Origin of the sequence: Ruminobacter amylophilus (genome assembly GCF_900115655.1) — a bacterium.
GTDB classification, from domain to species: domain Bacteria; phylum Pseudomonadota; class Gammaproteobacteria; order Enterobacterales; family Succinivibrionaceae; genus Ruminobacter; species Ruminobacter amylophilus.
The window spans coordinates 36,775-52,390 of record NZ_FOXF01000007.1; the positions used below are offsets into that span (position 1 = coordinate 36,775).

Annotated in this window: 12 protein-coding genes and 4 tRNA genes; 8 read left to right on the forward strand and 8 right to left on the reverse strand. The window is 43.1% G+C overall.

Annotated elements, in window-relative coordinates; genetic code table 11:
* Positions 1 to 244 precede the first annotated feature (244 nt).
* The 3 genes from BMY80_RS03195 (at position 245) to BMY80_RS03205 (ending at position 4,428) form a co-directional block, all read left to right on the forward strand.
* A complete protein-coding gene (locus tag BMY80_RS03195; protein ID WP_093140857.1) occupies positions 245 to 976 on the forward strand; it encodes a 16S rRNA (uracil(1498)-N(3))-methyltransferase in 732 nt (243 codons plus the stop codon).
* A gap of 72 nt (positions 977 to 1,048) precedes the next feature.
* Positions 1,049 to 1,888, forward strand: a complete 840-nt coding sequence (gene queF / locus BMY80_RS03200; protein WP_093140861.1) for an NADPH-dependent 7-cyano-7-deazaguanine reductase QueF — start codon at positions 1,049 to 1,051, stop codon at positions 1,886 to 1,888.
* A gap of 20 nt (positions 1,889 to 1,908) precedes the next feature.
* Positions 1,909 to 4,428 (forward strand): hypothetical protein, encoded by a 2,520-nt coding sequence (locus BMY80_RS03205; RefSeq protein ID WP_093140864.1) that lies wholly within the window; start codon positions 1,909 to 1,911, stop codon positions 4,426 to 4,428.
* Between the two features lie 52 nt (positions 4,429 to 4,480).
* On the opposite strand, the gene BMY80_RS03210 is transcribed toward BMY80_RS03205, so the two are convergent.
* The 6 genes from BMY80_RS03210 to BMY80_RS03235 form a co-directional block, all read right to left on the reverse strand.
* Positions 4,481 to 4,972: a threonine/serine exporter family protein gene (locus BMY80_RS03210; RefSeq protein WP_093140866.1), complete on the reverse strand. Its 492-nt coding sequence runs from the start codon at positions 4,970 to 4,972 to the stop codon at positions 4,481 to 4,483.
* Positions 4,973 to 5,026: 54 nt separating this feature from the next.
* The gene (locus tag BMY80_RS03215) at positions 5,027 to 5,809 is read right to left on the reverse strand and encodes a threonine/serine exporter family protein (RefSeq protein ID WP_093140870.1); all 783 of its coding nucleotides are present in this window, start codon (positions 5,807 to 5,809) and stop codon (positions 5,027 to 5,029) included.
* Between the two features lie 366 nt (positions 5,810 to 6,175).
* Positions 6,176 to 6,259 (reverse strand) — tRNA-Leu (locus BMY80_RS03220).
* 6 nt (positions 6,260 to 6,265) lie between these two features.
* A tRNA-His gene (locus tag BMY80_RS03225) sits at positions 6,266 to 6,341 on the reverse strand.
* A gap of 20 nt (positions 6,342 to 6,361) precedes the next feature.
* Positions 6,362 to 6,438: transfer RNA gene (locus BMY80_RS03230), tRNA-Arg, on the reverse strand.
* 16 nt (positions 6,439 to 6,454) lie between these two features.
* Positions 6,455 to 6,531 (reverse strand) — tRNA-Pro (locus BMY80_RS03235).
* Between the two features lie 408 nt (positions 6,532 to 6,939).
* Between BMY80_RS03235 and BMY80_RS03240 the strand changes: the two genes are divergently transcribed.
* The 3 genes from BMY80_RS03240 to BMY80_RS03250 are packed head-to-tail and all read left to right on the forward strand — an operon-like array spanning position 6,940 to position 10,306.
* Positions 6,940 to 8,334 (forward strand): WYL domain-containing protein, encoded by a 1,395-nt coding sequence (locus tag BMY80_RS03240; RefSeq protein ID WP_093140873.1) that lies wholly within the window; start codon positions 6,940 to 6,942, stop codon positions 8,332 to 8,334.
* 20 nt (positions 8,335 to 8,354) lie between these two features.
* Complete coding sequence (locus BMY80_RS03245) at positions 8,355 to 9,401, forward strand: WYL domain-containing protein (protein WP_093140876.1); 1,047 nt, start codon at positions 8,355 to 8,357, stop codon at positions 9,399 to 9,401.
* A gap of 59 nt (positions 9,402 to 9,460) precedes the next feature.
* Entirely contained in the window at positions 9,461 to 10,306 is an 846-nt protein-coding gene (locus tag BMY80_RS03250) for a sulfite exporter TauE/SafE family protein (RefSeq protein ID WP_031578341.1), read from the forward strand.
* Here BMY80_RS03250 and BMY80_RS03255 read toward each other — a convergent pair.
* The gene (locus BMY80_RS03255; RefSeq protein ID WP_143066443.1) at positions 10,283 to 10,894 is read right to left on the reverse strand and encodes a hypothetical protein; all 612 of its coding nucleotides are present in this window, start codon (positions 10,892 to 10,894) and stop codon (positions 10,283 to 10,285) included. The two genes, BMY80_RS03250 and BMY80_RS03255, sit on opposite strands and share 24 nt — an antisense overlap.
* 233 nt (positions 10,895 to 11,127) lie before the next feature.
* On the opposite strand from BMY80_RS03255, the gene folD reads away from it, so the two are divergent.
* On the forward strand, positions 11,128 to 11,985 hold the full coding sequence (gene folD / locus BMY80_RS03260; protein ID WP_031578343.1) for a bifunctional methylenetetrahydrofolate dehydrogenase/methenyltetrahydrofolate cyclohydrolase FolD: 858 nt from the start codon (positions 11,128 to 11,130) through the stop codon (positions 11,983 to 11,985).
* 158 nt (positions 11,986 to 12,143) lie between these two features.
* On the opposite strand, the gene fabV is transcribed toward folD, so the two are convergent.
* Positions 12,144 to 13,340, reverse strand: coding sequence for an enoyl-ACP reductase FabV (gene fabV / locus BMY80_RS03265; RefSeq protein WP_031578344.1), 1,197 nt, complete (start codon positions 13,338 to 13,340; stop codon positions 12,144 to 12,146).
* A 607-nt stretch (positions 13,341 to 13,947) separates the two neighbouring features.
* Between fabV and dacB the strand changes: the two genes are divergently transcribed.
* Positions 13,948 to 15,438: a D-alanyl-D-alanine carboxypeptidase/D-alanyl-D-alanine endopeptidase gene (dacB, locus tag BMY80_RS03270; protein WP_093140881.1), complete on the forward strand. Its 1,491-nt coding sequence runs from the start codon at positions 13,948 to 13,950 to the stop codon at positions 15,436 to 15,438.
* Positions 15,439 to 15,616 lie beyond the last annotated feature (178 nt).

Genomic DNA, 15,616 nt, shown 5'->3' on the forward strand with positions numbered 1-15,616 from the left:
TTTTTACTCCAATAACCGCCGTCACCTGTCCGGGAACAGAACCGTCCGGAGCAGGATGTCTCCTGCAGGTTCAAAATATCGTTCAAAAAGGTCTTCATGCTCAAATTACTTGCACAAAAACACAGCCAATAATGTACAATTAGTCTGTAAAACTATTGCATGATAATATCAAAAATTGACTGCTACCGCAGTGAATTTTTTTATTCTATGAGAATACTGGGTAAAAATACGGACACGACATTTTATGAGAACCGTGAGAGTATACGACAATCAGCCGCTGCAGCTTAATTCCCAAGTGACTTTGGGCAGTGATGCATTCAACCATGCCATTAAGGTACTGCGCATGGAAATCAACGATCCACTGACCGTATTCAACGGTGACGGAAACGATTATCAGGCCGTTATCACATCCATTCAGAAAAAATCAGCAGACATCAGGGTAACGGGAATTCAGAAAAAGGATAACGAATCCCCTATCAGAATCCATCTCGGCCAGGTACTTAGCCGCGGAGACAAAATGGATTTCACCGTACAGAAGTCGGTGGAGCTCGGAGTCAACGTGATAACACCTCTGGTATCCGAACGCTGCGGCGTAAAGCTGAATGACGAACGCAGTCAGAAAAAACAGGAAACACTGCAGAAAATCGTCATCAGTGCCTGTGAACAGTGCGGCCGTGCGGTAATTCCAGAAGTAAGACCGCTGATGTCTCTCGAGGAGTTTCTGCAGGAAAACACCGCAGATGACGAACTCAGGGTAACCATGAACCCTTATGCCGACACCAGATTCAAAGATCTTCCTCAGGCCGGAAGCTACCGTCTTCTCGTCGGGCCAGAAGGCGGTTTTACTGATGAAGAGGTTGAGCTCAGCATTAAATCTGGATACCGTGACGTTCTGGCAGGACCGAGAATTCTCAGAACCGAAACAGCGGCTCTGGTGGCCATAAGCATAATACAGTCCTGCTTCGGAGACATCTGAGACAAAAACACAAGGATAACCACAAGAAACACCTGACGCCGGAGTGTCAGACGTTAAAAACAGGAAGAAGCAATGATTTCAGAAGATATTTCCCAGATTTCAAAAAATCTTGTACTTGGCAAAAAAACGGCATACGAAACTCATTACAATGCCGGGCTCCTTCAGACAGTTCCGAGATCTCTGAATCGTGACACTCTGGACATACGTACTCCATTCTTCGGTTATGACGTATGGCATCACTACGAAATTTCATATCTGAATTTCAGAGGCAGACCGGAGGTGGCTGTGGGAATCATCTACGTTCCGGCCGATTCCGAATGCATTGTCGAATCAAAGTCACTGAAGCTGTATTTCAACAGTTTCAACATGACCCGCTTTCTCAGTCTTGAAGCAGTCAGAAGCACCGTGGAAAATGATTTAAGCAGGGTTCTCGGAACGGAAATCCGCGTTGAGATGTACCGACCTTCCGACGTTCCCCAGTCTTTTGCCATCGGGAAGCCTGATGCCGAAAGTCTTGACGAACTTGACATTACCGTTTCCGAATACACCATTCATCCGGATTTCATAAGTCAGAGCAGTGACGGGGAAATCATTACAGAAGCCCTGAAATCAGATCTTCTGAAATCAAACTGCCTTATCACCGGACAGCCTGACTGGGGTACGATATACATCAAATATACGGGAAAAAAGATAAACCACGAAGGACTGTTGCAGTATATTATATCTATGCGTACCCACAACGAGTTCCATGAACACTGCGTGGAAAGAATTTTTACCGACATAGCCAACAGATGTGAAGTGTCCTATCTTGAGGTAAGGGCTTTTTACACCAGACGCGGAGGAATCGACATAAATCCGGTCAGGGCAACCGTTAATCTTCCGCACAGCTCACTGCGTCTGATTCGCCAGTAACAACCAGCAGGGTTTTAGTTATGTTAGACATGTTATTGATACCCATAATTCTTCCATCAATCGATGTGACTGAAGAACCGGCTCTTCCTTCCCAGGTGGAGGTAGCATACAGCTATCAGGACAGAAACCCTTATAAATGCGTTGAGCTGATAAACACCTACATCGATGGAAAAATCCGTACTGACGTCACTTCCGGAAGCACTGCCGACAAGTCATTCAGACCGTCAGAACAGGCTGTTTCAGAAGAAAATGCTGAGAATTCCGAATCTCAGAACTCTGATGACAGTGTTACGCCGTCAGAAAATCAGGAAGAAGAGTCTTTGAAAACCGAAGAGGAACAGCCGGCAGCAGCCGAGAAAGAATCTCAGACCGACGCAGCCGCACATGTTCCGCAACCTGAATCTGATAACACTCATTCCGCACACACTGCTGAAACCGGCCCGAAACCGAGTGCCCTCTCTCAGACAGAGAATATGGATACCAATGTCATAAGACAGGTGATTCTTGACGATATGGAATCAGAAAAGGAACAGGCAAGATCCGATTACCTGTTCGTTGCCAGAAATGCAGAAAAAGAACGTATTTTCAATGCCCTGATGTCCTGCAAAATCAAAGCGGGCGTAGCCAGGAACGAAGAGTTCAGAAATCACTATTCATACAGAAAAAACACCCTGACATCAGCCATATACAAATACAATAAAATCAGAACAGCCCTGCAGAACAAGACAATAAAACCTTCTGACGTTAATTTTATTCAGAACCCTTCGGAACTGAACCGTGAAAATTATCAGAAGATCAAACCGTACATACAGCTTATAGAACTTTACAAACTTTCTGAAAGCAACAATCTCAAGGCAGTATCATTTTTCGAAAACAACATAAATGATCAGGCTTTCAACAGTTACCCGGAAAGCGTAAAAAACGCCTTCTGGATACAGGGATTCAATCTGTATTACGGGCTTAACCACCAGAATATCGCATATTACCTGCTGAATCTGGTAGAAAAAAACTACAGCGGCAAAACGCAGTACACGTACACCAATGCCATTCTTGCCAAGCAGCTCAGCATGCTGGCGATGGAAAACAAAGACTTTGAATATGCCGAAGAACATTTGAGCAGATACGTATCCGTTATTGAGCATATTCCTGAAGAACAGATGAATTATATCGATAATCTGCTGCAGCTGAGTGACCTTAAAATAAAAACAGGTCATTCAAATGATGCCGTTACCCTTCTGAAGAAGGCAGATCATCTGATAAATTACACCACCATGGATAAGGCAGATGAAGAACGATTTAAAGGAATTCTTTCTCATCTTTACATTGAGGTTCACGAATACGAACGCGCCCTGTTCTATCTGGACACGGATAACCACAATTATTCCTTTGACAGTGAAAAAACAATTTCCCTTCTGAGACTCATCGATCTGGCCATAGCCCTCAACGGCACCAATCAGACCAGTAATGCAGCCCAGCTGATGAAAACCATTGGCGGTTACCTTGACAAGCTCCCGGATCAGTACAAGCCTCTCTACTACCACACCAATGCAGCCATTGAAGCCACTCAGGGAAATTATGCCGAAGCCTATAAAAACGTGGAAGCCGCGTACGGGTACGGTAAGAATCTGTACACCAGACTTCCAGACAACCAGTCTCACAATCTGCCGCCTCCTACGTTCTATCAGAACTATCTGCCGCATAACAATAATATTGTAAGCGTGCCGATCAGAATGATGATCGTCATGCTTTCAGGCTCCACCATTCTGTTCCTGATAGTTGTCCTGGCATTTTTGCGTTATTACAACAAATCAAAGGAATTTGAACGTGAAATTGACAGAATAGAAGACGATTATCCGCAGTCATTGAGCAGTGACATCAAAAACTACAATGACTTCATGAACTTTATTATCAGACAGAGCATGAATTACCATCAGTCTGATAATGACATGGGCACCAAAAACATCGATCTCATCAATAACAAGGATATCTACCAGATATTCATACCCGGATTTACCGATCTGTCAATAAAGAGAGGTTACAAACAGGCCCAGAATCAGAGAAACGCATTTATTGACAAGCTGCAGAACCTTCTGCACATTGCTTCCGACATCTATGTAATCAGCGACGCCCGTTACGTTATTGTAACCAAACCGAATGCCGACATGGATGCATTTACAATGAGTAACACCATCATAAATAAAATAGAACAGGTACTTAAGGAACTGCACATTGATCCCGTGGTCAATGCAGGCATCATCAGCTACCCGTTCATCAACAGTGCTCCTTATTCGCTGGAATCCACAAGAATTTTCGAACTGCTATCACTGGCTCTTGCCGGAGCAAGATCCATAGCTGATCATAACCAGCAGTCTTCCTTTGTAAGACTCAATGCGAACAGACTTGACAAGAGCAGTATTCAGGACGGAGACACCTATGCGAGAGCAATCAACTGCATCAAGAAAGGAAGCATAAAGACAATCTCCCTGCCTGAAGAAAGTCAGATAGACTGGCAGCAGATTCAGGAAGACACCATGCTTTAATCAGCAGGAGCGGAGCAATCATTTTCTGATGTGTGTTTAGAACATCTCTGTTTTACACCACCGGACGATTGCGGTAAAAAAGCAGCGCTGGCATGGCTATCCCCATGCCTATGGCAAGCAGCACCGTTGAAGTTATTATGCCGTTCTCAAAAAATGATTCAATAAGTCCGGCCTTTGTTTCTTCAGCGTTTCGCATCTGAATAATTGACAGAAGTGTAAGATAGGCAAATTTTCCCGGAATTATAGGCACAATACTGGCAACAGTAAACACCAGGCGAGGCACTCTCAGTCTCGGAGACAGGAAAATAAACATCAGGCTTATGGTTATACTGGCTATGAATGAAGATGCCACAATTCCGAATCCCACGTTATTAATACACACTGTTCTGGTGATATGGGCCACAGCACCTCCGAGAGCCGCATACGGTACATATTTCAAAGGTGTATTGAACAGCATGGCAAAAACTGCGGCCGGTACGGCACTGAAACAGAAATCAAGCAGATATAACTCAAGACTCATAATAAATCTTCTCTTTGTTTTCATAATTTATCACCGAAAAACGGTGATGACAGGCAGTCTCTTCCTGCCCGGTCTTACCTACCATTTATCTATCGGCAGAATGGAAAAAGCCGTCATGATACCAAGACATACGGATGCCACCAGCATAATGGAATTTATAAGTCTTGTGGCTCCCACGGATGTGTATCCCTTGAACAGATCCAGAATTCCCGTTATGAAAGGGAATCCGGGAACCAGAAGAAGCAGACTTACCACCATGGCAACAGCCAGATTGTATTCACTTAAATGAAAAATTCCAGTACCGACCCAGAAGGAAATAATGGTACTGATGAAACCGCATGTCGTAAAAATAAACATGTCGAACAGGTGAAATTTCTGCATCAAGAGCTTACATGCCATGGTTATGGTACCGGCTACAAGTGCTGTCATGCTTGCATCCATATCCCCTCCGTTTATTACGGAAAAGGCGGCGGTGGCAATCCCCACTGCAGCAACCATAAACAGACGGTTGTACGAAAACTGAGGAATGTGTTCCAGCTTTTCCATAAGCTCATCAGCAGTTATAAGACCTTTTTCCGCATCCTGACAGAGACGGGTATAAAACACCAGGTTATGCATGTTGATACCTACCCTGTCGATACGGCCGAAGGTGGTATACTCCTCCCGATACTCACGTTCATCGGATACGGGAAATACAAGCTTGACACCGACGGATCCGGGACTGACTATGACTGTAGCCTGACAGCCGTAGGCGCTGGCAACTCTTTCGGTAGTCTGAATTATCAGACGGGTTTCTGAACCGCACATGTACATCCGCCTTGCCAGAGAGACAATAAGCTCCGCAAAATCGCTATTTTTCATACCATTTCCATGCTACTCATAAAACTTTTCACCGGTATCGGACAGCAGATATTGACTGCACAAAGTCAAAACCGGCAGGGTTCTATCATTCTATCATAAACATCACTGTTTACGTAAAAACAGGCGAACCGCAGTATTTGCCTTTTCCTCCGTCTGCTGAAAACATGGATATACGTGCACTTTCATCAAAACATGACAGTCATATACGGAATTTTTGATTAATTTGAATTAAGAATTCTTTAAACAGTATGTGAATACGCAGAAGATCTGATGGAACAGAAAACAATTATGGCTGTCCGGAGCCATACTGATTGATTAAGGATTTATATAAGATATATCTGAAGATATTTTGATTCTCACTCCCGATGGTGCGGGAAGAGAGACTCGAACTCTCACACACAAGGCGCCAGAACCTAAATCTGGTGCGTCTACCAATTTCGCCATTCCCGCGTCTCATGGGGTGGCTGATGGGGTTCGAACCCACGACAACCGGAATCACAATCCGGGACTCTACCAACTGAGCTACAGCCACCATAGAGATGTATCAGCAAATGGCGCGCCCTGAAGGAGTCGAACCTTCGACCCACGGCTTAGAAGGCCGTTGCTCTATCCAACTGAGCTAAGGGCGCATACCCTTTTCGAAGATGGTCGGCGATGCAGGGTTCGAACCTGCGACCCTCTGGTCCCAAACCAGATGCGCTACCGGGCTGCGCTAATCGCCGATGCCATTTTGCTAACAGGTGTGCATGATAGAGTACAAACCCTGTTTCGTCAATCATTTTTTTGTAAAAATTTAATTTTTATGTTTTATTGATTGAGTTTTAGTCATTTTTACTGAATTTGAACAAATTTAAGACAGAAACATAAAGTCAACTTCTGATAATCTTCTTCACGGGCCGTTTCAGCCGGTCCGCAACTGTCAAATCAGTAAAAAAAAACGTCAAAAACAATATATTTAATCAATGTATCACTGTTTATGTATAAAAACTGTTATTATATTCAGTCAAATCAAGGTAAGCGGACACACGCATGTCCGTAATGGGAATTTTTTGTTCTGACGAACAGATATGAACTAATAACTTAAAACAGTTCCGTACTCATATGCCTGACGTTATTCACCGGTGAATTCTATGCGCAGCAAAAAAAACAATAATTCAGATAACCACAACACTCAGTACATGACATATATTCTGAGACCTAATCAGTTGCTCAAAATGAGGGAGACTCTCAGAAGCATATTCATTTTTCCGAACGAGTCAAAACACAAAATAGCCGAACGAATATCCGTTACCGCAGCTGAAAAGAATAACAATACCGCTAATAAAAAACAGGGAGTAACTCTGTCCAGAAGGTTTGTCGCACTTGTGGAAAACCTTCTTAACCTTGGATATGAAATAAAAACCAAGGTCAGAGATGAGAACGGTCACCCCGTCTATCACGGCAATTCCTGCTGCAGTTCATATGGTCATACACCGTGTCATAACTATATGACTTTTTTCAAGATATACTGCTGTCTGAATGATCAGAATCTGTTTCTGATGAAGTTTCTTCTCTCTTCACTGTACGAAACGACCTTTACCGTAAGACAGATGTCAGACAAGTGCAATTTCCTGTTCTACGACAGTGAAGGCGATGACAAACAGGATCATTACAAAAAATACGGCGACAGAGCCAAATTACTGCATAGAAACGGAATTCTTAAATACGAAAAACGCAAGTACTCGATCTCAGACTCATACACCATTGATTCCGTATTCGGAAACATGAATCAGAATATTATTGATTTCATAAATTTTTTTACAATCTATTCTCCTGTCGGGCTTCCGGGTTTTTACATCAGCAACATTCTGAATATCTTTTACGAAGGACAGTTTACAAGGGATAATTTCATCTATAAATTCTACAATCCGTTCCCGACCATCAATCAGGAAATAAAATACAACCTGCTCTATTACATTTCCATGAAAAGAAGTGTAAAAATAAGCTACTTCAAGGAAGAATACACGGGAAATTCCAGAAAAAACAAAATCAGAGTGACCTGCGTTCCATTGAAGATTCTTTACCGCCAGCTGGTATGTCGTGAATACCTGCTTGCACACGGCGCTGAAGATGATAATTTCATATCAGTAAGACTGGACAACATTACCAGCGTGGATCCTGGAGAGCCTGTCTCTGCCGATGAATTCAACGTACTCACCGAAAAACTGAACAGACTGAACATCAACTCTTCAAGGATCAGTGAAAATCCTGATATGGTAAAAATAAAATTTCAGATTCCGCCTGAAGAAAAGTATGTCCTTAACAGACTTGAAAGACAGGCAAACCATAACAGTAAAATCATATGTGAAGACCCTGAGCGTCATATTTATGCATACAGTTCAGAAATTTCCGACGAAAATGAAATGCAGAGCTGGCTGAAAACATTTATCGGCCGCATTGTAAATATCAGCACCACTGGAAAACAGCTGGGAGAACAGTTCAGCTCCGACCTGAAACAGATGATGGAAATGTATAACGTTAAATAAAATGTCAGGAGACTGATAACATGACCAAAAAATTCGATATAAACGAAATTGAAAATATTCTGTCACCGCTGTACAGCTACGATATGTTCGCCATGCTGAAAATCATAAGTTCCACAAGCATAAACGAGCTCGGCTCCTTTGATCCGCAAAAAATCATCAAAACAACATTTCCGCATCACTATGCCAGAGAAAACAATGTGGAAAAATTCATCAGGGACTGTAAAAAATCTGAATTAAATTCCTTAAAAGCCGACACTCCGAAAATAACAACCAAAACCACGCCTCTTACCTATCTGGAATTAAAATGGCTGAAGCTGGTGATAAATGATCCCAAAGCCAGACTTTTTCTCAGTCAGGAGAAAATTGATCACATAAGTGAACTGTTAAAAGACATTCCCGAACTGTACGATTCAGCCGCCATGGAAATTCAGGACAGAGAAAAGCAGCCTGACAGTTTCAGCTCCCCGGAATATATTGAAAACTTTCAGACAATATACAGTGCCCTGAACAATCGAGGCATACTGGAAATTAATTACCGCACGAACAACTCTGACTCGCTGATTACGGGACTCTATCTGCCACTGCATATGGAATACGATTTTCAGTTCAACAGATTCCGTCTCATATGTCTACCTTTCCCTGATGAACAATCTTCTGAAAATACCGAACAGAATAAAGACAACATGATTATGACTTTTAATCTTCGAAACATAATCCATGTTAAAAAGTCAGGGAAAATAATCTCCATGGAGAAAAAGCGGGAAATTATTGAACATTGCGTTGTTCCGGAGAAAACCATAGACATAACAATAAAAATATCATACGCCAAAAACACTCTTGAACGCTTCATGCTGATGTTTGCCTACTACTCAAAAGATCTTAAAAAGGTGACAGATGACTCATGTACAGTTACAATGACGATCCCGGAAAATGATTTGTCCAACGTCATTATCAACATTCTGAGATTCGGCATCACCGTTCAGGTTCTCAGTCCTGACCCGGTTATTGAAAAAATCCGTGAAAAACTTCTTAAACAGAAACGGCTTCTCGAACAGGATCAGCAGTGATGTCGGTGAATACAGGTCATATTAAACAATATGCGTACAATATAAAATAAGGAGTCAGCATGTCATCTATAGAACCATATCAACTGCTTCAGATTTTTCTGATTTTCTGTGTTTCCGGAACTTTCGCAGGAACACTTGCAGGCCTGCTCGGTATAGGTGGCGGTATTATCTTTGTACCTGTTTATCACTACAGTTTCATCTATTTCTTCAATATGGATCCCGGTGATGCCATTATCACGGCAACAACCACTTCCCTTTTCACCATGATCCCTACTTCACTGTCCTCATGTTTATCACACCTCAGAAGAAACAACATTGATAAACAGCTTTTTATCAGATGGCTTCCTTTCATGATTGTCGGAGTTCTGCTGGGAACCGTTTTTGCCAGACTGTACGGTGGTTTATGGCTGTCAACTCTCTTTGGATGTATTCTGCTCTTTGCCGCAGTGAACATGATTATTCTGTCTAAACTGCCTCCAAGATTTGAAAATCTGCCAAAGCCTCCTCTTCAGTACTGCATGCCTACAGCGATTGCCTGTCTGTCATCCATGCTCGGCATCGGCGGCGGAACTCTTACCGTACCGACACTTTCCCTGTTTAAGTACGACACGGTTAAGGCTATAGGTACTGCAGCGGCAATAGGAACCGTAATCTGCATTCCCGGAGCACTGTTCATTCTTGTAAGAGAAATTATCTATCCGGTTGAAATCGCCAACAGCCCTGCCCTTACCCTGGGTCATATCGCATTTCTGGCGGTACTTGTGGTACTTCCGTTCTCCATGCTCATGGCTCCTGTAGGTGTGGCAATCAATAAAAGAATGTCCCAGTCTTCCCTGAAACTGCTGTATGCGGCATTACTGATTTTTACGGGAATAAAGATGTTACTTAACGGATTGGGAATTTAAGATTTTAGTTAGAATAAACTGATCCCTGACATTATCAAGAGGTATATCGACTGCCACCAGAGAAAGAAATCTGACGTTGATATCTTCTTGATAATCCACATTTCTTATGACATTTCCGGTGATATCAATATTGTAATTGACGTCTATCTTCATAATGTATGACTTATCCCTGAAGCTGTCCTGATACTTGTCCAGAAGATACAGGGCCAGCTGGGATTTGTATTTGGATATCTTGCGGTTGCTCCACTTGCTGTAGTCAGAGTTTTTAAACAGCTTTCTGCTCTGACGCCAGTTTTTTTCACCGAATTTGGTAATTAGTGACCTGACTACATCACGGCCGTTGCCGGAGAGTTCACTCTGACAGCTGCACCACACCAGTGAATTCATTCTGTTCTTTAGGGAAAAATTCTTGAAAATAACCTGAGGCAGTTCATTGTAATGCTGTAATTCGTAACTGAAATCACTCTTGAGACTTTCCTGTATTTTTGAGCTTTCGCAGACAACACTGTCCCCGCGGTCACATCCTGCCGTGCAGGTCATGACGGAGAAAGTCATCAGTGAACAGAAAAATACCCTATAGTCAAACATACGGAAGCAGTAAAAATATCAACAGGTTACGTGGAGAACTGACGGAATATCCGCAAAGCAGATACTGTATATTTTAACATAGACCTAACAAATAAATTAAAATTTTTGAACAACCTCAATAAAAAATTTATTCAAACACTCTTCCAACAGTTCTAAAAAAACAAATAAAATAACAAATATCAGATACATGTATTATAATACGCAAAGATTATTGTACACATAAGGGGTATTCAATGTCCGCTAATATTATTGACGGTAAGGCTATTGCAGCTTCCATCAGAGCAAAACTCAAAGCAGATGTAGATCAACTGGTTGCCAAAGGCAAGCGTCGTCCCGGCCTGGCCGTTATTCTGGTTGGTGAAGATCCTGCTTCTCAGATTTATGTAAAGGGCAAGAGAAAGTCATGTGAAGAAATCGGATTTGTGTCAAGTGCACACGATTTACCTGCAGATACCACGGAAGAAGAACTTTTGGCTCTTGTTGACAAGCTTAATGCAGATGATACCGTTGACGGAATTCTGGTTCAGCTTCCATTACCTAAGCACATTGATTCAACTAAGGTTATCGAAAGAATCAAGCCTGACAAGGACGTTGACGGATTCAATCCGTATAACGTAGGTCGTCTGGCTCAGAGAATTCCTGTATTACGCCCTTGTACTCCGAAGGGAGTCATTACCCTGATCAACAGCACCGGTATCGACCTTCTCGGTAAAAACGCCGTTGTTGTCGGCGCATCCAATATCGTGGGCCGTCCTATGACTCTTGAATTCCTGCTCGCAGGCTGCACCACCATTACCACTCACAAATTCACCAAGGATCTGAGATCTTTTGTTGAACAGGCTGACGTTCTTGTTGTTGCCGTAGGCAAGCCTAACTTCATTCCTGGAGACTGGATCAAGCCTGGCGCTGTTGTTATTGACGTAGGCATCAACCGTTTACCTGACGGGAAGATCTGCGGTGACGTTCAGTTTGATCTTGCAAAGGAAAGAGCTTCATACATCACTCCTGTTCCCGGCGGTGTAGGTCCTATGACCATCGCTTCACTGATGGAAAACACTCTGGAAGCATACAGACTGTATCATAACGACTAATAATCCGGAGACAGCCGGACAGCAGGCGTCCCGTAACACCATGCAAAGGTATAGACGGAATTACCGTTTATACCTTTTTTTATTGTTTTCTGGTACCTGCCGGGCAATAAAAAAGCAGCCACCGGCTGCTTTCTCATAATATCAGTGACGATTACGTCTTAGAGGGTAATCACATCAAAATCAACTACAGGATTAACATCAGCACTGTAATCCACGTTGGCTACACCGAAACCGAAGAGCTTCAGGAAGTCAGCCTTGTAGCATTCGTAATCAGTAAGAGCCTTAAGGTTTTCAGTGGTAATCTTAGGCCACATGTCACGACAAGCGTTCTGAACCTTGTCATCAAGTTCCCATGAGTCCATTCTGATACGGGACTTGTCATCAAGGTTGTGGTATGCAGGCTGGTTAAGTTCGGTATTGAACATTCTGAAGATATGATCAATAACTTCTTCGTGAACGCCCTGATCCTTCATAACCTTGAAACACATTGAAATGTAGAGAGGCATTACAGGGATTGCTGATGAAGCCTGAGTGATAACAGACTTGAGTACTGCAACATTCGCCTTGCCTGAAACACTGCCAAGCTTGGTGTTGATGGCTGCAGCCGCACGATCAAGGTCTTCCTTTGCCTTACCGAGAGTACCGTTCCAGTAAATAGGCCAGGTAAGATCAGTACCGATGTAGCTGTAGGCTACGGTCTTGAAACCGTCAGCAAGTACGCCGGCATCAAGCAGTGCATTAATCCAGAGTTCCCAGTCCTGACCGCCCATAACCTTAACTGTGTTGGCAATTTCTTCTTCATTTGCAGGTTCGATTTCAGCCTGAATGATTTCATCCTTGTTGGTATCAACGGCAGTGGTTCTGTAAACTTCACCGATTGGCTTGAGGGATGAACGTACGAGTTCACCTGTTGAAGGAATCTTTCTTACTGGAGAAGCCAGTGAATATACAACCATGTCAATCTGACCGAGGTCCTGCTTGATCAGCTCGATAACCTTTGCTCTGCATTCGTCTGAGAATGCATCACCGTTGATGTTCTTTGAATAAAGTCCCTTGGCCTTGGCAAACTTGTCAAATGCCGCAGCATTGTACCAGCCTGCAGTTCCGGGCTTCTTTTCAGTACCAGGCTTTTCAAAGAAAACACCGATGGTTGCCGCACCTGAACCAAAAGCAGCACTGATTCTTGAGGCAAGACCGTATCCGGTTGAAGAACCAATAACGAGAACCTTTTTAGGACCGTTGGCAATCGGGCCCTTGCTTTCTACGTATGCTATCTGATTCTTAACGTTTTCCTCACATCCGGTTGGATGGGTAGAGGTACAGATAAAACCGCGAACTTTTGGAGTGATAATCATTACTTTTTCTCTCTAAATCTAATAAAAAATCTTGTTTTATTGACACACCCACAAGCCAAAGCTTGATTGGATTCTTGCTTCCACGTCCACCGATCTGCCGCATGGCTTCAGTCTTACACGGACTCCACAAGCGTAAATTCGGATATGTCCTACCCTATCATAGCTTTCATCCCTTCGGCTAAAGCCATCGGGTTTTGAGCCTGGAGATATTTTATAAAAACAAAAGCCGTCAGAGCGTAAACATAAAAATGTCAGACCGACAGGCAATGATGAAAATTATAAAGATAATGAGCTCTAAAAACAATAAAACCGTTCCCGATTGCTAGATCTCTCTCATGTTAATTATAAAAATATCCACACTCGGTCAGTCTGCGTGTATCCGCAATATCCGTACTGAGGTGACATATCCACATGTTTGAATATGAACTCCTGAATTATTAACAATGATAAAAAATGATAATTAATATAAATCATACATCTTATTATTACCGGTCATGTGTGATACAATCACTCCCGAATTTTTAACAGTTTTATAACCTGTGCACAGCGCTTTGGAATAAAGCCTTGCACACATGTGTAAAATACAGACTTATTATCATTACCGGAAATGCTTAACTTAAAAAATATCGCTCTCAGCCTGTGTGCAACCATGCTGTTTTCAGCAGCTTCAGCTGATGAACTGAGTGAAATCAACAGCAAAATGCCGTCAGGCGCCGCCAACGGCGTGGCATACAGTTATGATGATCTGGCCTCAGTATACGGTCAGAACATGGATGACTATTACAGACCTGCTTCAACCCAGAAGGTTATCACCGCTCTCGCCGCGCTTCTTTACCTCGGACCGAACTATCAGATAAAAACCAGACTGCTTGTTAACAACAACGCAATTTCCTCAAACGGAAGTCTGTTTGTGAATAACGGAGTTCTCAACGGTGACATAGAACTTGAATTCCGCGGAGACCCTCAGCTTAAAAGAACCGATATCAAAAATCTTCTGGACACTCTCAGAAAAGCAGGTGTAAGAAAGATTAACGGCACGCTCTATCTCAACTACGGCTACTTTGCCGGTCATGACTATGCTGAAGGATGGTCCTGGGACGACCTCAGCAAATGTTTTACCGCTCCTCCGGCATCAATCATCATTGACGGAAACTGCACGTCAATTCAGCTGCACGCAAAAACCATCGGAGGTCCTGTAACAGCCGTTGTTCCTGCCAACACTCCAATTACGGTGGACACCACGGAGCTGGAAGTTGTTACCGCCAGCGAATTCTACGGCGGATGTTCTCTTGACATGCAGAGAGATTCACACAACGTATACAGACTTTCAGGATGTATCCCGGTACAGAAAAAGGAACCTCTCGGAATCTCCGTTGCCATTCAGGATCCTAACGAATGGGGGCAGAAGATCGTTTCCGGCCTCATCAGAGATCTCGGCATTACGGTCAGCGGCGGCGTAAAACTCACCCGCAAGACCAAGGGTGTACAGATTCAGTATGCCTCATACCTCTCTCAGCCTATGCATGTAATGCTCAAGCGCTGTCTGCTGAAGAGCGTTAACATAATTGCCGACAGTGTTGCCAAAACCATCGGCACCGTTTATTACAACAGACCTGCCAACTACTACATGTCTTCAATCGCCATCAGAAATATTCTGAAAAAGCATGACATCTACCTTGGCAACGCCACGGTAATTGACGGCTCAGGTCTTTCTCCGCACAATCTGATAACTCCGAGACAGATGCTGAACGTTCTTGAATTCATCAAGCTGCACAATGATGAAATTCACATGATAGAACTTCTTCCTGTAGCAGGTGTATCCGGAACCCTCGGCGGCCGCGGAAGTCTTATGAAAGCACCGCTTCTCAAGAACGTTACCGCCAAAACCGGAACTATTGACGGAGTATCAAACCTTGCAGGATTTCTGAAGGACAACAAGGGAAGAACAGTACCATTCGTGTACTTTATGAACAACCTTTCATATGATGAGAAAACCAGACAGATGATACATGCCAAACGTATCAGCAAACCTCATTATCCGCATGAAAGAATGATTCTCGAAGCGATTTACAACGAACGCAAGTTCCTTAATCCGTAAAATACCGAATCTTCGTACCATCAGCATGAAAAAGGCACAAAGATAAAATTACCCATCTTTGTGCCTTTTTGTAATATAATGAACCTTACTACCTTTTATTTTAAGAAACACGACCGTACTCTTAAATAGGGTTATCGAAACATGTTCCGTACGGATCTCCTCTGTGAATAAAAGTGAG